The following is an 18,751-nucleotide window of genomic DNA, read 5'->3' as shown; positions in this document are numbered from 1 at the left end:
CTGGAACGCCCCCCTTCAGTCGCAGACGTCAGCGCGAGATTGCTCAGCTCAACATCGCCGTACAGGAGCCCAGAGGGCCAGCATCACGTGGCGCGAATCGTGACCGGCACAGGAGGCGGGCTGCTCGGAGCACGACTGGCTCAACGGCCAGCCCGACTCCCGGGTACCGCATCACTAGTCCTGGTCGGGGCTAACAGCAGCCGCTCTATGCCAGTAGGACAATGGCGAGTTCCCTTGCAAGATCGAAAAGGAAGGTGGTTGCTGTGTCCGACCCCAACACCCCTGACTTCTCCGCGCTGGAGGGAGGTGAAGAGCAGCAGGCGTTCGATGCCGTCCGTGCGGTGGTGAACTGGTACACCGCCCAGCTTGTCGCCGAACACCGGGCGCCGTTGCCCCGACTGCAGCGTCGACACCCTCCGCGCACGGCGATGCCGGCACTGCGACGTCTACCTCGAAGAACGCCACCACGAGCAGACCGGCACGACCCGCTGGGTCGACGCCCACAACAACATCGGCTGCCCCCACGCCCCTGACCCTGCCCTGCCGGCGCCCGAACCCGAGGCAGAGGACGACATCTACCCGGAGGAGCGCTGGCGCGAGTTCCTTTCGGTATGGGCGAGCGGACGTCGCGGCAAGCCCGTGACCGTGCAACAACTGGTGGAAGACGGCACGCTCGTGAGCATCCTGCCGCGCACCCGATACGGCGAAGTCCACCCAGTCCATCTCGATCGATGGCTCGCCGCCCGCGCCGGCCGAAACGAACACGGCGTCATCATCCGCCACGTCATCCAGCAAGGCGGCGATGGCGCACGACTGTGGGAGGCATCCACCACCACGTCTCCTACCCCCTGATTCGCGACCGACGTGCCAACAGGAGCCGGGGCCAAGACCTCTACGTTGCGGCATCCCGTGGCTTCGTCCGCCGGGCTTCGACCTGAGCGCGGCACCCGGGACACAACGGGTTTCCGCCCACGCCGTATCGCTGGACCAGGTCCTGACACGACGCACACGGACCCACCTGCTCGACCAGGCACCCCAGTCGGGCAGCCACAGCTGCGCGGTCGGCCCGCGGGCGGGACGGCCGGCGTGCATCCAGCAGGGTGTCGCCTAGAGGCGAGGGAGGCGTCAAGCGGGGCGAGGCCGAGCCTGGGGCGCTCGCTTGCTGAGGGATGACCGGCGCATTGCGGGAGCCTGCTGTCGGCGACGCCTGTAACGGCGCTCGGCGTGACCGAGGTGCCCGCGGTTCGGGGACGGTGATGCCGGCCGGCACAATCGCGCCGGTATCACGGGGGACACTCCCACGGAGTTCCTTGTCGTCAAGCCGCTGCTGGTAGGAGCACTCACGGGGCAGAGGCCGATTCTCCGGCCGGGCGGGAGCGTGATCATCCACGGTGCCCGGCTCAGGACCGGCAGCCACATCATCGCTGGTGGCGTCGAGGTAGCGGTCGCGGTCCTGCGTGGCGACCCACATGTGCGACGCCCGACTGCGGCGGCCCGCCTGCGCGGGCAGATAGAGAGAGACGTACTCGCCGGCGGCAGCTACCGCGACGAGCCGGTCGAGGTGCATACCCAGGGTGGGCGCCCAGGTGCCGTGCCATTGGTTGCAGCGCCCATAACCGCGGTCCGGACAGGGCAGAGGATTCCTGCTGTCGCACTTCTTGAGCTTCAGTTCCTTGACGCCGCCGCGGACCAGAAGGGGATTGCCGCCGGAGAAGGCCTCCAGCGGAAGCCGGTCGATGCGCGCCCAGGGTGTCCGTTCAATGAGCGGCGCCCCTGTGTCATCGGTGGTCCACAGCGGACTGATCCCGTCGGAACGGGCAATGTCGCTGCGCTTGGCCACGGCCGGCGCTGTGGCCCAGGACAGCTGAATCTCGCACCCGAGTTGCAGCCCCTGCTCGCCGTGGACGAGAACATCGGTACGTCGCCGCCCGTCGGGCGCGCGCGCTTCGAGTTCCGCGGAGTATCCCGCGCTTTCGGCGGCCTGGGCGATGCGGTCTTTGAGAGCCCGGTGCCGAGGGCTCTCTGGTGCTGTGGGGTGTCGTCGGCCCGTGCTGTAGTGGACAGCGACGGGCCGGCCCTTCCACAGCCGCAGGAACATCCATTGTGGGCAGCCCGGATCCTGCTCTCGGCATTCCAGACACTCCAGGTCGCCTTTGACGGTCTTGCCGTAGAGCGACTCCCACAGGAGCCGGTCTTCCCGGACATCGAGATCCAGCTCGGAGAGGTTGATCGCCCCGAGCACCTTGTGGAACACACCGTGCGCCATACGAGTTACGCTACGGCGAGCCACTGGCAATTGACACAGTGTGATGCCCTCCGTATGCCCTGGGCGTGCAAACGCCCGGGGAGGCCAGCAGCGCATTTCTGTGCCGCGCGGCAGTGGCCCCGGGACATAAGGTGTGCTCATCCCACGAGCTGCACGCTGGGATCAGATGCCTTCGGCAGCCGGTGGCGGACCGAGACGATCCCATGGTGTGGCCTGCCCATCGGAGGAGCCTGGATCGCTACGACGGGGCAGGTGCGGGTTCAAGCCGGGAGCCGCTGGCAGGCCGTACGTCGGAGGGTTCTTGGGGTGGTCGTTGATCCAGGCCAGCCCGCCGAGGTCGAGCCGTTGGCGTGCCCGGGTCACGGCGACGTATGACAGGCGCGCTTCGGGGATGTTGAGGTCCCCGGGGACCGGTTTTCCGTGTGCGTCGAACGTGTCGCTCGGGGCGGGCTCGAAGTCGCGGGCGATCTGGACTGTCGGCCACTCCCGGCCCTTGGCCTTGTGGGCCGTGGACACCGCCACGTCCGCCTGGGCCTCATCGTCGAGACGGCTGACGGCGTCGAGGATGACGTCGGCGCCGTACTCATCAATGACGTCTACGAGCGGGGCCAGATCGTGGCCGGCCGGGTCGTAGGTGACGTACTCCTGCAGATCGGCCCAGTTCTTGAACAACACCAGTTCCGGGTGACTGGTACGGCGCCCCTCTTTGAGGTCGCTGGCTGCCTTGGCCAGGGCGGCCAGCGCACCACCGCCGCCCACGAACGCCACGCGACGCTTCGCCTCCAGCAGGTGGAGAATCGCTTCGATGGCGCCCCCGTTGGTGCGGCACAAGATCGCGTCCGGGTCCTTGAGCGGCCCGATGTCGGTGACGAGCTCAGGGGAGCCCTGCAGCCGGATCGGCGCATCCACGATGGTCAGCCAGCGATTCGCTTCGTGAGCGAGGCCGGGGCCGAAGCGGAACGACTGCGACAGTGACAGCTGATGTCCTTCGAAGCCGGTCATGACATCTCGCGCCCCGCGCCAGCCGTAGATCGCCTGTGCCGAGTCCCCGACCATCACCAACTGGGCGTGGTCGCGTTGCGCTGTGAAGACTTCCTCCACGACCGGGTTGGTGTCCTGGGCCTCGTCCAGGAGCAGGAAGTCGGCACGGATCACAGGTTTCTGCAGAGCCCAGAGCTTCAAGTAGTGATCATGTGTGAAGCGGACGACGCCCTCCTTGGGGTTCTGGAGGTCCTCCCAGGCGCGCCGCGCAAACGGCAGTGCCAGATCAACCAGCTGCCCGTGCAGCAGGGCGTCATCTAACCCGCGCAGCCCGGGGACGTGACGGCGCCCGAGTTCGGCGTCGGCGGAGTAGCAGAACCGCTTGACGGTTTCGAACACCAGGTAGGACAGCGCACGGTTGGTGACACGCCGCTCACCGAGGCGCACCACCATCGTGGGGGCGATGCCCAGGGCCTGACCCATCACCCAGCCCGGCTGGCGAGGCGAGTCCAGCCGGTCCTGGTAGCGCCTGCCCACGGCCTCATGCGCGAGGGAATGCGCTGTCCGGCACGCCACGTTGACCGGAAACTTGGCCGCGGCGTCCATGGCCACGGGCTTGTTGAACGCGATGTACCGGCCGCGCTTGCGCACACTGCGAGCCAGCATGGTCAGCGTGGTCGTCTTCCCCGTCCCCGCCCCGGCCTGCAAGACCAGATGCTCCCCGCCGGCGAATACCTCAACAGCGCGGTCCTGCTCAGCCGTGGGTTTCGGCCCTGGAGCCCGACGAACAACTGGCGCCCTTCCCACGCTGACCGGTTCCGGTGCCTCATAGTTACGCTCGGGGCCTTCCAGCTCTTGCAGCCACTCCCGCGCGACGTTCACGGCCCGCTGGAGGAGTGCCTCGTCGGCTCCGGCCCGCGTGGGCACGCCGAGTTTGGCATTCAGGCGCTGATTGACCCCGCCGAAGGTCAGCCCTGTAACGCGGGTGAGCGTGGACACCAGCTGCCGCAGCTCGCCCTGGAGCAAACGCGGTGCCGCGGCACGCGGCACCGCGCGGTCCGTCGACGGTGCGCCGCAGGACCGCTCGCTATGGGCGGACTGCCCAGAGGTGGGTACGGTTCCCGGATCCGTTCGCTTTGCCAGCGGTCCGCGTGCAGAAGGACCGGCCGCGCGCGCGGCCTGGATCCCCGTGTCACAGGCGGTGGACGCATTCTCTGCGGGCGCAGACCTGCGCGGTGCAGGTGCTCCGACGGCAGGGCGGCGCCGAGTGTGTTCGGCCAGGGCGCTCCGCCAGTCGTATGCGCTGTCTTGCGACAGCCTGCTGCGCAGCCACACGATGGCAGCGTGCCGGTCGACGCCCGCCGAGCGGGGAATGAGCCGTGCGGCGCGCGCCAATGGCGGTCGCGGTGCGATCGTGCCGTGCAGCGATGACGTCGACACCGAGTCCCTCACGGATCTCTGCGATGAGGTCGGCGCACTCGTCCTCGGTCCAGGCCCGACCCTGCCGCTGGGGACGAGCGTCGTCCGCCATAGTCTCCTGCTCTCCCACCTGTGCCGGTCTCCCGTCCTCACCGGCGAGCGGGTCATCTCGCCTGCCCATGCCTTCACCTTCGCTCACCTGCGGTCTGTACGCAGGCATTCAGTGGATATTGAGCAGGGAGCGCCGGTCGCTGAAGGTGGGTGTGGCCCGTGCCCCAACCCGCGCCGCCAGCAGGCACGGCAAGCGCCATCTGATGCGGAGGGCGGGTGACAGAGTCAGCCGACGGTAGACGTGAGAGATGGCACGAAATGGCGGCGCGCGTGGAAGCATGACCCGCATGAACGAAGTAGGGACGGAATCCCCTTTAGCTGCACCACCGTTGACGCACCCAGACGACATCGTCCCGGCCAACGACCCACGTCTGTCGCTGCTTCCCGATGAGCTGGAGACGGTCAAGGAGATCGTTCAGAAGCACCTGCCGGGCGTTGTAGCCGTGATCTGCCAAGACATGGCGTGGAGGTTGGCGGATCTCGCGCCGATCCCAGTGGAGGGGGCTGCGCATGCTGCGTGGGTGCGAGAGCTCGACGCGGAGCGGCGTTCTGCGTGGATCAACCTAACTGCCGAGCGGAAACTGTACGTGGACCTGTCCACGGCGTACGGAGCAGGCAAGTGGAAGACGCTGCTGCTCCTCCTCACCCGGCCGCCATGGGAGGCACCAGCCTCGGGGTACCTTCCCAAGGCTGACTACGACAAGTTGCAAGCGATCCGGAACGCATACCAGGATCGAATGGACGCCACGGCGCGAGAGTTCGTGCTCCTACGTGAGGCACACCAGAAGCCATCGACCCGCGCATAGTCAGCGTCCGCACGCCCCAGGTTGGCAGGGAAGCCAGCCCATTGCCAGGTGCATCACGCGGAGCCGCCGGCCCATGCTGCGATCCGCTCCGCGTGCGGCCGTTTGCGGGGCGACCGGTACCCTTCGGACCGGCGGCATGGGACGCCGGGCGGCGCCCCACACACCGGGCAGGCAACCTCGCGGATCACGACCTGGCGGTCCACACGGGCAAGAACGGGGACGGCCGCGATCGGCGACGGTTCCGCTGGCTCCTCCGGAACGCCCGGGGTGAAGTCACGAGGCCGGCCGGTGAGCATGAGCAAGCCCGTGCGGGCCTCACCGGACGCCAGACAGGTCTCCGAGTGGGCGATGCGCACTGCGTGGGCTGCCGCAGGCGTCAATGCAGCCACCCCCTCTTCATCAACGCTCCAGCGCAAATTCCCAGGAACGACCGCCCCGGGCAACTCGGCAGCATTGAGTACGACCCAGCCCCGGCCCGCAAGCGGGTACTGCTGGACGAGGACCTGGCAGTCGGGGCACCGAGCAGCCCGTCCACGCTCCGGCGGCCAGTGAGCGGCGCGCGGGGCCGGCTGTTCGTCGGGAGCCTCCGGCTGCGCCTCGGATAACGCAAGCTGACGGCCGAGACGGGTCCTTGAGCTGGAGGCGGCCGGTGGCGGGGGAGGGGGCTTGTGCCATTGCTGGGCGATGTCGCGGCCTCGCTCGCGCCGGTCCCGCTCGGCGAGCGCGCTTCGCCAGTCGACGTCCGTTCCGCGCCGGAGGCAGTCTCGGAGCCACGGCAGCGCGTGCTGGCGGTCGACGGCTTGTGAGGGCGGGATGAGCCGAACAGCCTGTTCCTCGATGGCCACTGCTGACCGCTGGTGCCGTGCGGCAATCTCTGCCATGGACAGCCCTTGGCCGATCGCCACGAGCAGATCGGAGCACTCCGAGTCGCTCCACGGACTCCCCTGTCGTGCCATCGGTGTGCTGTCACGCCGCTGTTCGCTGCCCACCGGCCACCTTCCGTACCAGGTCCCTGGCTCGAAGCTCGCTTGCTTGCTTCTCTTCGATCGGCCCGGCGGCGTCCGCCAGCGCCCGCTACCGACCGAAAAGCGCCCCCAAGGTCATACCAGAGGACTTCCGCAGCTGGGCGGCGATCAGCGGTTCGAAGCCATAGCGGATGGCCTCAGCGGCAGCGGCCCGGACCTCAGCGTCGGTGACCTGCTGGCCCCGAACAGACTCCAGCAGACGCAGCGCCGGGGCGGGTACGGTCATGCGCTGGCCACCGCCCTCGAAAGTGGCGCTCCCGTCGGCATGATGGATGACACGCTCCGGCGCATGCTCCGGAGGTGCCAGGGCCCCGGCGATGGCCTGGACGGATCCGCCGCTCGGCGCGGCGACTCGTTGGACAGCCACCTGCGGGTGAAGCGGCATCCACAGCTGGCGCACCCTGGCCGAACTCGGTCGGCACAGCACCATCCCGAGCGGATCCACGAGATACAGCGGCTCACCCGGCGGCAACGCAACGAAGCCAGCATCGGCGTAGTAGCCGACCAACTCCTCGTTCTCTTTCAGCAGCGTGCCGAGCACGACCCTGTAGCCCTGCTCGCGAGCCTCCCGGGCCGCCCGCTGCAGAAGGTGCCGGCCCAGCCGCCGGCCGCGGAATTCCTCGGACACCGCAACCGCTGACGCCTCGACGACACGTTGCGCCAGGCGCCGACGGTGGTCATCGCTGAGCCCCGGGATGGTGCTGATCCAAGACAAAGGCGGGCAGGTCACGACCACACCGGCCACATCACATCTGGTCGCTTCAGCCACCCACGCGCCAAGACCCACGCGTGCTGCGACACCCTGTGGTGACCCCAGAGCGCGGGCCACGCATCGTGCCTCGTCAGGGTCTTCGAACTCCACCAGCTCCAGCAGAGCAGCGGTGGCATCGTGATCGTCTGGCCGGGCCGGGCGGAGTGTGAACCCGCCGGCTGCTTGCCGATGCAGGCGTGCGCGGTGGCGTCCCTTGGATGCTCGTCCCACGGGCCGTCAACGACCCGTCGCGGGATCCGATACGCCGGGATGGGCCAAAAGGGGCGCGACCGCCAGAGGGCCGATGCGCGGGTATTTGCCGCGGCCCGACCGACAGTTCGTGCGTGCCGGCGCCCAGTCAGCTGTCACTCTCGTCGGATGCCTGCGGATCAGTTGGCGCCGGTGCCGTGTGAAGGTCAAAGGGGCCCCCACGAGCAGACAGGGCCGTTGGATGTGATGTGGACTTCAGGACCTGGCGGCGGTAGGGGATTCCGGACCCGTACTTTCGGGCCTCGATCTGCTGTGGGTTGTGCTGCCACTCCTCGAGGTGCTGCGCGATGGCGTCGAGCAGATCCCGCTCGGCCGGAGTGCCGGCCTGCACCGGCGCCTCTCGCAGGACAGCAATGACGGTGACCGCTGTGGGGAACGCGATGCCCGTGTGCGCTTTGCCTTCGGTGATGCTGGTCTGAAGACGAGTGAGGGTGGTGTCCAGCGGGTCTTTGAGCCAGGGAGCGGAGTCGGCGAAGCCCGGGTGCTCTGTCAGCCAGACAAGAAGCACCGCACACTCGAAGGCGTTGAGGTCGACGGCGCTGCCGGCGAACAGGTGGTGGAAGATCCGCATCAGGAGATCACGCCGACGGGGCGTATGGCGCCGCTCGTAGAGGCAGTGATGGCACAGCCAGTCCATCGCCGCGTAGGTCCGGGCGTCCTTGGGAGTGCGGAACCTGCCGATGAGGTCTCCGGCCTTGACCGGGTCGCTGCACAACCCGCAGGCAATATCAGCGTGTGCCGGCTTGAGCATGCGGGGGACGGGGAGTTGGGCGATACCTTCGGGCCGTTTCACCCGTGGCTTAGGGGCCGGCGGGGCGTATGAGTCCGGGGCGTTCAGCCACCGCCGCAGGACTCGCAAGGCTTCGCCCAGGTCAGCCTCGTCTGCGGCTGCCCAGTCCTTGATGCCGACGGTCTTGGCGAGCCGCTTTCGGACCTTATCGGGCGAGGCAGCCAGCAAGAGGGCGACGGCGCTGATGCCTGTGTCGGTCCACGAGCGCCGCTCCGCACCGCGCATAGCGTGGATCTCGTCGAGCGACGGGAAGTCGTGGCCGGCCATGTCCAGGGTGACTTCTTCGATGGTCATGCCGTCTGCTTTCGCCAAGATGGGTGGTCGCTCCAACATGGCGGTGTCTGCATGGTGCCCCGGTGCCTGGTCACCGGTTCGGTGCAGCAGGATCGCTCGGGCGAGGGAAGCAAGCATTGCGCCGGTGACGCCTGCCGCCGTCAAACGAACAGTGGGCCCCCTTGGCGGGATAGCACCGTCGGACGCCGGGTCTGGGCAAGCATCGCGCGGCGCCATCCCCGCCGGTTCGTGAAGCGGTTCGGGTCCAGGCGCGGGGAGCGGCTGCGCCATTCGGCCAGGTGCTGGGCCACCGCCTTGAGGACCACGGTCTGCGTGTCGATGGCACCCGGTTCGGCGCCTTGGTGCACGACGCGGACCACGGCGTGCGTGGGGCGGTGGGGCAGGTGAATCGAGGTTGCCTGGGTGTCGATGCCGTGCTGGAGCGCATCGAGCGCTTCCCGCAGCGGCTTTGATGGCGTCGCGCAGCTGCTCCGCGTCGGCATCGCCCCGCTGCCCGACGCCCATCACGTAATTGAACTGCATCTGGACAGCCGCGAAGGATGCATCGGTGGCGCCCGCTAGCGGACCTACCCAGCCATTGAGCGTCTGGCGAAGCTCGGCTTCATCAAGCGCGTCGAGCTCGTCCTCGGACAAGAGCAGTCGACGGGGACCGTCTGATCGTGGCACAAGCGAGGGGTCCTCGATCCACCGCTCCACCAGCGTCAGGGCCTCTCCGAGATCGAAGAGGGAGAACCACTCGCGCCCGCGCAGCTGCCGATCCCGGTTAATCAGCGTGTTGATCTCCCTCGCTGACCGCTTGGCCGCGCTGCCCGCCCGGCCGGCCAGGATGTTCAGCTCCTGCCGAGCCCGGCGCTTGGTGAGGAAGACCACTGGGTCACACAGCCAGCAGGGCACGCCCTCGGCGGCGGCCGCCCGCTGCCGACACCAGGAGCACACAAATCCTGGGCACTCCGCGCAGAGCGAGTCCGCTCCCTCCGGAACGTCCACGTACGCCCCGGCAGGCAGAACGGCCCGGAGCTGATCAGCCACCGACCGGCATTCCCGCTTGCACTGCTGGGCTGCCAACGCCATGCCCCTGCGCCGGGCCAGTGCCTTTCGCCGTACGGGCATCTCTGTCGGGTAGGTGTCCGTATCGACCTCAAGGTGCTCGCCCAGCGCTGCACGATAGGCATCCAGCAACGTCTCGTCGGCGCTGCAGTCGACCTTGCGGTTGTCGAAGTCGTCAAGGCACTTACACGGCAGCCGTTCTGCGTACCCTCCAAACGTCGCCCCGAAAGAGCCGCACAGCGGGCACACGGTCCATCGATAGGGGTGATCGTTCTCCGAGTACATGGCCAGGCCCTCGTCAGGGATCCCGCCCAGGGACAACAGCACCTGCCCCCGCCACCGCTCAGCGACCTCCATCGGGACGTCGGCGCACTCCACTTCATGCCCCTCCCACGGCATGCAGACGTAATCACTGTTCGTGGCGCCGGCGGCGAACGCCGCCCACCCCGCCGGTGGGCCTCGTCGGCGCCCTGCCCGAGGTGACGTCCACGACGACCTCGCTCGATCTCGCACCCGGGGAGTCGTGTCTGCTGTACACGGATGGGATCACCGAAGCCGTGGGCGGGCCGCTCGGCGATGAGCTCTTCGGCGAGGAACGACTGCGGTCCGCGCTGAGCGAGTGCGCGGGACTGCCCGCCGAAGCAGTCGTGGAACGGATCCGGATGCTCGCCGCCCAGTGGGTGGGCACCGGCCGCCACGACGACATGGCCGTGGTTGCCATCACCGCGCCCCACCGTGCACACCCCGACGCCATGGACCGCAACACCGGGGGCAGGTACCCGGCATGAGAACCGTTGCTGCGACACGAGGTGTGCCGATGACCGCCGATGGCCGGGAAGCGGCGGTGGCGGCCGGCCCGTCCCCCGGTGTGGGGCCGGGGGCCCGTCCGGGGAGCCGCGTACGTCCGGGGTCCATGGGCGGCCGCCCGTCGGGTAGGTGTGCGTCATGACCACTACGTCCGCTGCGACGAAGGAAAGCCTGGCCGCCCACGTGGAGCGCCTGTGGGACGCGGTGGTGTCCGTGGACGAGTACGCGGCCGTCCGCCGGGTGTACGACGCGGTGGACGCCGGTGTCCCGCCCGAGGACGTCCTGCTCGACATCATCGCGCCCGTCCAGCACCGGGTGGGTGAGCACTGGGCGGCGAACCGGATGACGGTGGCTCAGGAGCACGCCGCCACGGCCATCAACGACCGGGTCATCGCGGCCCTCGCGCATCACCGGCCGGCCACCCCGGCGGCGGAGCCGGGACGTCTCACGGTGGCCTGTGTCGACGGTGAATGGCATGCGCTGCCGGCGCGTCTCCTCGCGGAGGTGCTGCGGCTGCGCGGCTGGCAGGTGGACTTCCTCGGTGCGCAGGTGCCCGCGCCCCATCTGATCGCGCATCTGCACCGGACCGGGCCGCGGGCCGTCGCGCTGTCCAGCTCGATCGCCACCCGGCTGCCCACCGCACATGCGGCGATCACTGCCTGCCAGGCCGCGGGCGTCCCCGTGCTCGTCGGTGGCGCCGCGTTCGGTCCCGACGGCCGCTACGCCCGGCTCCTGGGGGCCGACGCCTGGGCGCCGGACGCCCGCACCGCCGCCGGCTTCCTCTCCCGGGGCCTGCCGGACACCAGGCCCCCCGCGCTCGGGCAGCAGCCCGTCGACGACCTGCCGCACCTGTCCGATCAGGAGTACTCCCTGGTCGCACGCAGCGCGCCCCAACTGGTCAGGGAGACCCTGACGCAGTTGGAGGAACGGTTTCCGGCGCTGCGCGACTACGACGACCGGCAGCGGCAGCACACCGCGGAAGACCTCGCGCACATCGCCGAGTTCCTCGCCACCGCGCTCTACACCGACGACGACGCACTGTTCAGCGGCTTTCTCACCTGGACCGGGGAGATTCTCACGGCCCGCGGGGTTCCGGCGCACTCCCTGCTCCCGACGCTGGACGCACTCGACGCACAGCTGAAGGACTTCCCGCGGGCCCGGCGCATCCTCAGCCACGCCCGCCGCACCCTCGACACCGGCCCCGACCCCCGAACCTCCGCATGACCACTCACCCGACCGACGACCGCTCCACCCTCGTCACCACCCCGGACAAGCACACCGCCCACCTCCACCTCACCGGGGACCTCGACCGCACCACCGCGGACGAACTGCTCGCCCTCGCCCTGCGGCAGATCGCCGAGCAGCCCGAACTCCGCGACCTCCACCTCAACTGCGCGCGGGTAGCGGCCTGCGACCCGATGGGCCTCTCCGTCCTGCTGGCCCTCCACCGCCGCACGACCGCCGCCGGGGTCCACCTCCATCTCGACGACCGCCCGCCCGCGCTGGACCGCCTCCTGACCGTCACCGGCACCCTCGGCCCCCTCACTGCCCCGCCCGGACGGAGCAGCTCCCCCACGGGCTGACGCGTGTCCCACGGGGCGGCCGCCGGCACCGAAGCCCGTCGGCACCGAGCGGTGCCGGCTCATGAACCTGGCCCACCGGGGCATACGCGGAGGCAGCACCCCGTCCCGACCGGGCGGGGCGGGGCGGGGACAGGCGCGGGCGACCGTATGGCACGACGAGCATCCCGGGGGAGTGGCGTATGACTGACGGTCAAAAAGCTTCGGCCGGAATGGACGGAATAGCCGGGACAGGCAAGACAGGCAAGACAGGCGGGACAGGCGGAACAGAGGGAATGGCCGGAACAGGGGAGGAAGGCGGTGGTCAGCTGCCCATCGCCGAGCACGGTCTGATCGGGGATCTGCGGGCCGCGGCGCTGGTCGGGACCGACGGCCGGATCAGCTGGTTCTGTGCCCCGCGGTTCGACTCGCCCAGCATTTTCGGGGCTCTGCTCGACGCCGGGAACGGCGGGCACTGGCAGATGGGTCCCGTCGCGGAGGTCGCCAAACACCAGCAGTTCTCTTCGATCGACGGCGCGTCCGAACGGCCCGAGCAGGCCCTCGACCACTGGGCGGGCTACCGGGGATCCGCCCCGGTCCGGGTGGGGAACGCCGCCGCCGGTCAGCTCACGGTGCGGGCCATCGGCGAGAACCTCGTCACCGACAGCCTGGTCTTCCGCTACGACCCGAAGGTCTCTCCGGACGGTCTGGACGGCACGGAGGGGACCTTCTCGATCTGCTCGTTCTGGTGGGTCGAGGCGCTCACCCGGACCGGGCGGACCGAAGAGGCCAGGGTGGCGCTGGAGAAGATGTTCACCTACGCCAATCACCTCGGTCTGTACGCGGAGCAGATCGGGATGACGGGCGAACACCTGGGGAATTTTCCGCAGGCATTCACCCACCTCGCACTGATCAGCGCGGCGACGAGACTGGACGCCGTCATGACGCAGGGACGGCCCGCGGCGGTGCGCGGTCCGGCGTAATTGGCCTGATCATGGCGGTCGGCGGCGGTCGGCGGCCATTCCCGATACCGGGTGACGGTGCCCGCCCGCCGGACCGTATGAGCCGGGCCCGGGCGAGCCGGGCCCCGACCTCAGGATTTCAGGGCGTCGGCCATGTCGTCGGCCAGTGTGAAGTATCCAGCGGTGCCGGTGACATCGAAGAGCCGGCGGACGACCTCGTGGAACGGGCCCGCGACGATCAGCTCACGCTGCTGCCGGTGGTGGGCGCGCTGCGCGGCGAGCAGGACGTGCAGCACCGTGGAGTCGGCGAAGTCGGTGAGCGACAGATCGACGACGGTACGTCGGACACCGGAGTCCTCCGCCAGCGCGCAGGCCTCTTCCAGGAGAGGGGCGCTGTCGTGATCGAGGGACCCGCTGACACGGACGGCAAAGACGTCGTCCTCGACAGTGTGGGTCACCTCAGCCGGTGTATGAACGTACATGGGCGACAGCATGTCATGCTTTTCGGGCACAGGTTCTAGGCAACCACTTGTTCGGCCAGACCAAAGGCCGACCCCCGTATGGCCCTCACCGCCCGGCCGATGAAGCGGCGTCCGGGCACCGGCATCTTCGCGCTCGTCCGGTGCGTACCGCGGCGCCGCCCGCATTTCTCATGAATTCTTCAGGAATTCCGCGACGGAGTCCTCCCGTCCACCGGCTGCGCCACTCAGCGGGGTGATTGTTCCATCGACACGCATAAGGGCCGCGGCACCGGGCAACAGGGCTGCTCAAACGACCTGAATCCCGGAGGTGGAGCATGAACACGGTTTTCGAGGACGTATGCGACACACAACTGCCGGCGCCCTGTGACGGGCCGTCGCCGCGGTCCGGAAGATATTCCACCACGCTTCCGCGCATCGGGGACGCGGGGAGTGTGGCGCCCCACGACGCCAAAGCGCTGTCGCCGCTCTTCTTCGAGCGGCTCGCGGAACTCGAAGAGGGCACCCCCGAGTATCAGTACGCCCGCAATACGCTCATCGAGATGAACCTGTCTCTGGTGCGCTATGTGGCGTGCCGGTACAGAAGCCACAGTGACCAGATGGAGGACATCGTCCAGGTCGGCACCATCGGCCTCATCAAGGCCATCGACCGGTTCGATCTCACTCGCCGGACGGAGTTCGCGGCCTTCGCCATTCCCCATGTCCTCGGGGAGATCAAGCGGTTCTTCCGCGACACCAGCTGGGCCGTTCATGTTCCGCGCCGGCTCCAGGAACTCCGCATCGACCTGGCCCGGGCCATGGAGCATCTCTCCACCGTCCTCGACCGGGAACCCACGGTCAAAGAGCTGGCCGAACACCTGCAGCTCACGGAAGAGGAGATCATCGAGGGCATCGTGGCCGGGAATGGCCACACGGCCGTCTCCCTGCACCTCTCCGGCGACAGCGACAGCGACACGGCCCGGACCGGCGGCGGACCCGCCTTCGCCGATCTCCTCGGCACCACCGATCCCGCCACGGAACACGTCGAAGACCGGTACGCCCTGGCCTCACTCCTGCAACTGCTCGGTGAGCGCGACCGGCTCATCATTCATCTGCGCTTCGAACGGGAGATGACCCAGGCCCAGATCGGTGCGGTGCTCGGCATCTCCCAGATGCATGTCTCCCGACTGCTCGCCCGCATCATCAAGCAACTGCGGAAAGGCATGCTCGGGCAGAAGTGACCCGGAGCGCACACTGCATTGGAGGTGAGTCCCCTGCGGGAACAGTGCCCGCCCCGGGCCGTACCTCTCGTGTTTCCCGGCGTGTGGTGATAATGCCTCAGCGGACACAGAAAATCAGGTGGGCCGGACAACACCGTGTTGTCCGGCCCACCTCGAAGAAGGGATTGCGGCGACTACCAGCGGTACCACCGGCCGCGCTTACCGCCGGCTCCCGCGGAACGCAGGACAAATCCCAGCGCCCATATGACGAGTACGGCCACGGCGACATACCAGAGTGCCTTCAGGGCGAATCCGGCGCCGAAAAGCAGCAGCGCGAGCAGAAGGACGAGAAGCAGGGGAACCATAGCTATCAACCTCCGAGACCTCGTGTGCCCGGGCGGCGGGTCCACATACAACGTTTCTTTGGAGAGGGACGGGGAATCCGTCGCGCGGACGGCGCCCCCTGACGCATCACGTCCCGTATCACGCACGACGGCGCGCAGTGGTGCCCTGACGGCAGCGCAACTGACCCCCGCCGAAGCGCTGTTGAATCCGTGTGTGTTCCGGAGGCATGGGGTGGATGGATCGGGGTAGGCGCCCCGCTGCAGCGTCCGCGGGTGCCGGGCGCGCGGGAAGGCGAGATGACCACCATCGTGAGCGACACCACCACCGCGCAGCGAGAGACCGACACGGCTTCTGTACTGCCGGAGGTGACGCAACCGCAGAAGGTGGCACCGCGCGACGCCAGGGAGCTGTCGAAGCAGTTCTTCGAACGCCTCCAGGACCTCGAAGAGGGCACGCACGAGTACCAGTACGCGCGTAACACCCTCATCGAGATGAACATGTCGATGGTGCGCTATGTCGCCCGCCGCTACCGCAACCGCGGCGACGACATGGAAGACGTCATCCAGGTGGGCACCATCGGCCTGATCAAGGCCATCGACCGCTTCGACATCGCGCGTGAGGTGGAGTTCTCCACCTTCGCCGTCCCCTACATCCTGGGTGAGATCAAGCGGTTCTTCCGTGACACCGGCTGGGCAGTCCATGTGCCCCGCCGCCTTCAGGAACTGCGCAGCGACCTGGCCAAGGCCAAGGAGCACCTCGCCGCCAAGCTCGACCGCGACCCCACCGTCCGCGAACTGGCCGGCCACCTCAACCTGTCGGAGGACGAGGTCATCGAGGGCATCGTCGCCGCCAACGGCTACACCGCCGGCTCGCTCGACACCCCCGCCGACCCCGACCCCTCGGAGCAGCGCCGCACCCTCGTCGACGTCCTGGGGGAGAACGACCCGGCGCTGGAGGCCGTCGAGGACTTCCAGGTGCTGGCTCCGCTGATCGACACGCTCAACGCGCGGGAACGGCGCCTGATCGAGCTGCGCTTCGGCGAGGAGATGACCCAGTCGCAGATCGGCGAGGTGCTCGGCGTCTCCCAGATGCATGTCTCCCGGCTGCTCACCCGCACCCTGTCGAAGCTCCGTGCCGGGATGCTCACCGAGAAGTGAGACCGCGGGCGCGGTGTGCGGGAATGCGGGCCCGTTGATCCGGCCATGAGCCTCTCCGCTGTCCGGTACTCGACGTGCCGGACATGTCAGACGCATAAGGGGGGCCGGGTCCGGGCATCCGCGACGGCGAACGTTTTTCGTAGTCGGAAGGAACCGGAAGATGCTGATGGCCCACCCTGCGGTGCTACGGGAACTCCTCCAGGAATACGAGGCGTTGGAGCTGCTGCACGCCCGGCAGGGCAAGGCCGAGGTGCGCCGGAGGATGGACGACATCGCCTACACCCTGTGCGTCTCCACCGGCACCCGCGATGTGGACGCGGCACTGATCGCCGCCCGCCACCGGCTCCCCGGCGCCCGGGTCCGGGACGACTCCCTCCTCACCGGCTGACCGGCCGGCGGTCCGGCGGCCGCTTCGGCCCGGGCCGCCGTCACACCCCGCCCTCCCCTCTCCGAGCCCCCGCCGCCTCGGGTGCCCCTCCCCGGGAGGCGCGGCTGTGGTGCCAGACGGCCGCGATCACCAGGGCGCAGCCGACGGCCTGGGCTGGGGTGGGGCGTTCGCCGATGGCGAGGCCCAGGCCGAATGCCAGCACCGGCTGGAGCAGCAGCAGTGCCGCACCGGTCTGCGGCGCCAGCCGGGGCAGCGCGGTGGCGATCAGCAGCCAGGCCAGGACCTGGCCCACCAGGGACAGGGCGAGCAGCCAACCCCACGCGGGCCAGCCCGGGTTGAGGTCGATGCCCGTCCACAGACCGCCCAGTACCGCCGCCGTCCCGGCGGCCGCCGCGGTCGACACGCATACCGGCGAGACGGTGTGTCCCTGCCCGCCGCCGAGCCGCATCAGGAACAGATACCCCGCATACGTCACGCCCGCCGCCGTCCCGAACACCACACCGGCGACCGGGTCGCTGCCCGGCGCCGACTGCCCGATCGCACCGCCCGCCAGCGCGACACCCGTCAGCATCACCGGGACCATCCATACGAAGCGCCTGGTGAGCCGGGTGCCCGTCACCAGCCGGGCGAGCAGCGGAAAGACCACGACCTGGAGGTTCAGCAGCACCGTGGCGACCGAGGCGCCGACGGTGCGCACGGCGGCCGCCCAGAACACCAGGTCGATGCCGAGCAGCACGCCGGCCCCGAGGTCCATCGACCGGTGGCGCAGCGGCCGGGGGCCCACCCTGCGCGCTTCCCGTACGGCGAGCGGCACCAGGACGAGCAGGGCGAGCGCACAGCGCAGAAACGCCCCCGTCCCCGCGTTCGTCCCCGACAGCTTCATGAACACGGCCGAGGCCGAGATACAGGCCGACCCGGCGATGACCGCCAGTACCGGACGGGCCGGACCGCCGGCCGCCCGCCGGGTGCCGTTCCCGTCCGGCGGGGTGGACACCTGCTTCTCCCGCAACGTCATGAACTCCACTGTGCCCGGCGGGATTCATAACGAAAAGCGATGATTCCATGGCAGTAATCGGTAGCATCCGTGGGGTGTTTGGAATGGACAGGCTCCGTGCGCTGGCCGCGGTGGCCGCACATGGTTCGATCGCCCAGGCCGCCCGTACGCTGCACATGACCGCGTCCGGGGTGTCGCAGCAACTGGCCAAGCTGGAGCGCGAAGCCGGGCACGCCCTCCTGGAGCCCCACGGGCGCAGTGTCCGCCTCACCCACGCCGGCCGGATCCTGGCCGGTCACGCCGACCGGCTTCTCGCCCAACTCGCGGTCGCCCAGCACGACTTGGCCGATCTCGGGCGCGAGGTGGTGGGCCCTCTCCGGATCGGCGGTGTGGGCAGTGCCGTCCGTAACCTGCTCCCCGACGCGCTGGCCGGCCTCGTCGCCGGCCACCCACGGCTCACCCCGACGGTGGTCGACGGGGAGGCCGTCGACCTGATGCCCCGGCTGGTTCACGGCGAACTCGACCTGCTGCTGATCGAGAGCTGGGCCGGCTGCCCGGTCCCCGCCCCCGCGGGCGTGACCCTGCGCACCCTGGTCAGGGAGGACGTCCGGGTCGCGCTGTCCGAGCGGCATCCGCTCGGCGACCGCGCGACCGTCGACCTGGCCGACCTCACGGGCACCCCGTGGGCCTGCTGTTCCCCGGGCACCGCGCCCCATGAATCCCTCGTCCAGGCGCTTCGCTCCCGTGGCGTCGAGCCCGACATCCGCTATCTCCTCGCCGAGCACTCCACCCAACTCGCCCTGGTCGCAAGGAATCTCGCCGCGGCCCTGGTCCCCGAGATGTCCTGCCGGCCGGCCCCGCCCGGCGTACGGTTCCTGGCCACCCGCCCTGCGCTGCGCCGCGACATCCGGGCCGCCTGGCTCACCCGCGGCGCGAGCCCGCCGGTACGCGCCTGCGTCGCCGCCGTGGAGGCCCGTCAGGAAGCCGAGGAGGTTCCGGGAGTCCAGGGGGCCCAGGAAGTCATCGCCGCTGATGAGGCCGGCGTGGAGGAATGAAGGCGGCGGGCGCCGGACGGCCAGGTATCCGGCGGCACGGACCGCG

General features: G+C 69.3%; 17 protein-coding genes and 3 pseudogenes. 11 read left to right on the top strand and 9 right to left on the bottom strand.

Features of this window, described 5'->3' with window-relative positions; genetic code table 11:
* The first annotated feature begins 366 nt into the window (after positions 1-366).
* Positions 367-852, top strand: coding sequence for a hypothetical protein (locus ACFW5B_RS11815; RefSeq protein WP_386437039.1), 486 nt, complete (start codon positions 367-369; stop codon positions 850-852).
* Positions 853-892: 40 nt separating this feature from the next.
* Here the strand turns inward: ACFW5B_RS11815 and ACFW5B_RS11810 are convergent, their stop codons facing one another.
* Both ACFW5B_RS11810 and ACFW5B_RS11805 read right to left on the bottom strand, forming a co-directional pair.
* Positions 893-2,266: a hypothetical protein gene (locus ACFW5B_RS11810; protein WP_386437036.1), complete on the bottom strand. Its 1,374-nt coding sequence runs from the start codon at positions 2,264-2,266 to the stop codon at positions 893-895.
* A gap of 162 nt (positions 2,267-2,428) precedes the next feature.
* The gene (locus ACFW5B_RS11805) at positions 2,429-4,054 is read right to left on the bottom strand and encodes a UvrD-helicase domain-containing protein (RefSeq protein WP_386437290.1); all 1,626 of its coding nucleotides are present in this window, start codon (positions 4,052-4,054) and stop codon (positions 2,429-2,431) included.
* Positions 4,055-5,064: 1,010 nt separating this feature from the next.
* Between ACFW5B_RS11805 and ACFW5B_RS11800 the strand changes: the two genes are divergently transcribed.
* Positions 5,065-5,583, top strand: a complete 519-nt coding sequence (locus ACFW5B_RS11800; RefSeq protein ID WP_386437033.1) for a hypothetical protein — start codon at positions 5,065-5,067, stop codon at positions 5,581-5,583.
* Positions 5,584-5,636: 53 nt separating this feature from the next.
* Here the strand turns inward: ACFW5B_RS11800 and ACFW5B_RS11795 are convergent, their stop codons facing one another.
* The 4 genes from ACFW5B_RS11795 to ACFW5B_RS11780 all read right to left on the bottom strand — a co-directional run bounded on the left by ACFW5B_RS11795 (position 5,637) and on the right by ACFW5B_RS11780 (position 9,195).
* Positions 5,637-6,464: a DUF6083 domain-containing protein gene (locus ACFW5B_RS11795; protein WP_386437288.1), complete on the bottom strand. Its 828-nt coding sequence runs from the start codon at positions 6,462-6,464 to the stop codon at positions 5,637-5,639.
* A gap of 193 nt (positions 6,465-6,657) precedes the next feature.
* The gene (locus tag ACFW5B_RS11790; protein ID WP_386437031.1) at positions 6,658-7,377 is read right to left on the bottom strand and encodes a GNAT family N-acetyltransferase; all 720 of its coding nucleotides are present in this window, start codon (positions 7,375-7,377) and stop codon (positions 6,658-6,660) included.
* A gap of 340 nt (positions 7,378-7,717) precedes the next feature.
* Complete coding sequence (locus ACFW5B_RS11785; protein ID WP_386437028.1) at positions 7,718-8,713, bottom strand: hypothetical protein; 996 nt, start codon at positions 8,711-8,713, stop codon at positions 7,718-7,720.
* A gap of 140 nt (positions 8,714-8,853) precedes the next feature.
* Complete coding sequence (locus ACFW5B_RS11780) at positions 8,854-9,195, bottom strand: hypothetical protein (RefSeq protein WP_386437025.1); 342 nt, start codon at positions 9,193-9,195, stop codon at positions 8,854-8,856.
* 945 nt (positions 9,196-10,140) lie between these two features.
* Between ACFW5B_RS11780 and ACFW5B_RS11775 the strand changes: the two are divergent.
* The 5 genes and pseudogenes from ACFW5B_RS11775 to ACFW5B_RS11755 form a co-directional block, all read left to right on the top strand.
* A pseudogene (locus ACFW5B_RS11775) lies at positions 10,141-10,548 on the top strand (PP2C family protein-serine/threonine phosphatase); the annotation flags it as partial.
* 157 nt (positions 10,549-10,705) lie between these two features.
* Positions 10,706-11,791, top strand: coding sequence for a cobalamin-dependent protein (locus ACFW5B_RS11770; RefSeq protein ID WP_386437022.1), 1,086 nt, complete (start codon positions 10,706-10,708; stop codon positions 11,789-11,791).
* On the top strand, positions 11,788-12,150 hold the full coding sequence (locus ACFW5B_RS11765; RefSeq protein ID WP_386437019.1) for an STAS domain-containing protein: 363 nt from the start codon (positions 11,788-11,790) through the stop codon (positions 12,148-12,150). The genes ACFW5B_RS11770 and ACFW5B_RS11765 overlap by 4 nt, the downstream gene beginning before the upstream one ends.
* A 179-nt stretch (positions 12,151-12,329) precedes the next feature.
* Positions 12,330-12,620 (top strand): annotated as a pseudogene (locus ACFW5B_RS11760) (trehalase-like domain-containing protein); the annotation flags it as partial.
* 135 nt (positions 12,621-12,755) lie between these two features.
* Positions 12,756-13,109: pseudogene (locus ACFW5B_RS11755) on the top strand (glycoside hydrolase family 15 protein); the annotation flags it as partial.
* A 110-nt stretch (positions 13,110-13,219) separates the two neighbouring features.
* Here ACFW5B_RS11755 and ACFW5B_RS11750 read toward each other — a convergent pair.
* Positions 13,220-13,546, bottom strand: a complete 327-nt coding sequence (locus tag ACFW5B_RS11750) for an STAS domain-containing protein (protein ID WP_386437016.1) — start codon at positions 13,544-13,546, stop codon at positions 13,220-13,222.
* 338 nt (positions 13,547-13,884) lie between these two features.
* On the opposite strand from ACFW5B_RS11750, the gene ACFW5B_RS11745 reads away from it, so the two are divergent.
* Complete coding sequence (locus ACFW5B_RS11745) at positions 13,885-14,787, top strand: SigB/SigF/SigG family RNA polymerase sigma factor (RefSeq protein ID WP_386437013.1); 903 nt, start codon at positions 13,885-13,887, stop codon at positions 14,785-14,787.
* A 173-nt stretch (positions 14,788-14,960) separates the two neighbouring features.
* Here the strand turns inward: ACFW5B_RS11745 and ACFW5B_RS11740 are convergent, their stop codons facing one another.
* Positions 14,961-15,131, bottom strand: a complete 171-nt coding sequence (locus tag ACFW5B_RS11740) for a hydrophobic protein (RefSeq protein WP_386437010.1) — start codon at positions 15,129-15,131, stop codon at positions 14,961-14,963.
* Between the two features lie 276 nt (positions 15,132-15,407).
* On the opposite strand from ACFW5B_RS11740, the gene ACFW5B_RS11735 reads away from it, so the two are divergent.
* Together ACFW5B_RS11735 and ACFW5B_RS11730 are read left to right on the top strand one after the other, a co-directional pair.
* Positions 15,408-16,268 (top strand): RNA polymerase sigma factor SigF, encoded by an 861-nt coding sequence (locus tag ACFW5B_RS11735; protein WP_386437007.1) that lies wholly within the window; start codon positions 15,408-15,410, stop codon positions 16,266-16,268.
* A gap of 160 nt (positions 16,269-16,428) precedes the next feature.
* Positions 16,429-16,656 (top strand): DUF5133 domain-containing protein, encoded by a 228-nt coding sequence (locus ACFW5B_RS11730; protein ID WP_386437004.1) that lies wholly within the window; start codon positions 16,429-16,431, stop codon positions 16,654-16,656.
* Between the two features lie 40 nt (positions 16,657-16,696).
* Here ACFW5B_RS11730 and ACFW5B_RS11725 read toward each other — a convergent pair whose 3' ends face one another.
* Positions 16,697-17,671, bottom strand: a complete 975-nt coding sequence (locus tag ACFW5B_RS11725; protein WP_386437001.1) for a DMT family transporter — start codon at positions 17,669-17,671, stop codon at positions 16,697-16,699.
* Between the two features lie 74 nt (positions 17,672-17,745).
* Between ACFW5B_RS11725 and ACFW5B_RS11720 the strand changes: the two genes are divergently transcribed.
* Positions 17,746-18,705 carry a LysR family transcriptional regulator gene (locus ACFW5B_RS11720; RefSeq protein WP_386436998.1) on the top strand — a complete coding sequence of 320 codons (960 nt, stop codon included), beginning with the start codon at positions 17,746-17,748 and terminating at the stop codon, positions 18,703-18,705.
* The last annotated feature ends 46 nt before the right edge of the window (positions 18,706-18,751 follow it).

It is taken from the genome of Streptomyces sp. NPDC058773 (assembly GCF_042746015.1).
Taxonomy (GTDB): Bacteria; Actinomycetota; Actinomycetes; order Streptomycetales; family Streptomycetaceae; genus Streptomyces.
This window is presented reverse-complemented; position numbering and strand designations above follow the sequence as displayed.

Coding starts and splice junctions, on each gene's coding strand:
- ACFW5B_RS11735 (WP_386437007.1), top strand. CDS start 15,408: ATGACCACCATCGTGAGCGACACCACCACCGCGCAGCGAGAGACCGAC.
- ACFW5B_RS11725 (WP_386437001.1), bottom strand. CDS start 17,671: ATGACGTTGCGGGAGAAGCAGGTGTCCACCCCGCCGGACGGGAACGGC.
- ACFW5B_RS11765 (WP_386437019.1), top strand. CDS start 11,788: ATGACCACTCACCCGACCGACGACCGCTCCACCCTCGTCACCACCCCG.
- ACFW5B_RS11785 (WP_386437028.1), bottom strand. CDS start 8,713: ATGACCATCGAAGAAGTCACCCTGGACATGGCCGGCCACGACTTCCCG.
- ACFW5B_RS11745 (WP_386437013.1), top strand. CDS start 13,885: ATGAACACGGTTTTCGAGGACGTATGCGACACACAACTGCCGGCGCCC.
- ACFW5B_RS11740 (WP_386437010.1), bottom strand. CDS start 15,131: ATGGTTCCCCTGCTTCTCGTCCTTCTGCTCGCGCTGCTGCTTTTCGGC.
- ACFW5B_RS11780 (WP_386437025.1), bottom strand. CDS start 9,195: ATGCCGACGCGGAGCAGCTGCGCGACGCCATCAAAGCCGCTGCGGGAA.
- ACFW5B_RS11795 (WP_386437288.1), bottom strand. CDS start 6,464: ATGGCAGAGATTGCCGCACGGCACCAGCGGTCAGCAGTGGCCATCGAG.
- ACFW5B_RS11800 (WP_386437033.1), top strand. CDS start 5,065: ATGAACGAAGTAGGGACGGAATCCCCTTTAGCTGCACCACCGTTGACG.
- ACFW5B_RS11730 (WP_386437004.1), top strand. CDS start 16,429: ATGCTGATGGCCCACCCTGCGGTGCTACGGGAACTCCTCCAGGAATAC.
- ACFW5B_RS11770 (WP_386437022.1), top strand. CDS start 10,706: ATGACCACTACGTCCGCTGCGACGAAGGAAAGCCTGGCCGCCCACGTG.
- ACFW5B_RS11810 (WP_386437036.1), bottom strand. CDS start 2,266: ATGGCGCACGGTGTGTTCCACAAGGTGCTCGGGGCGATCAACCTCTCC.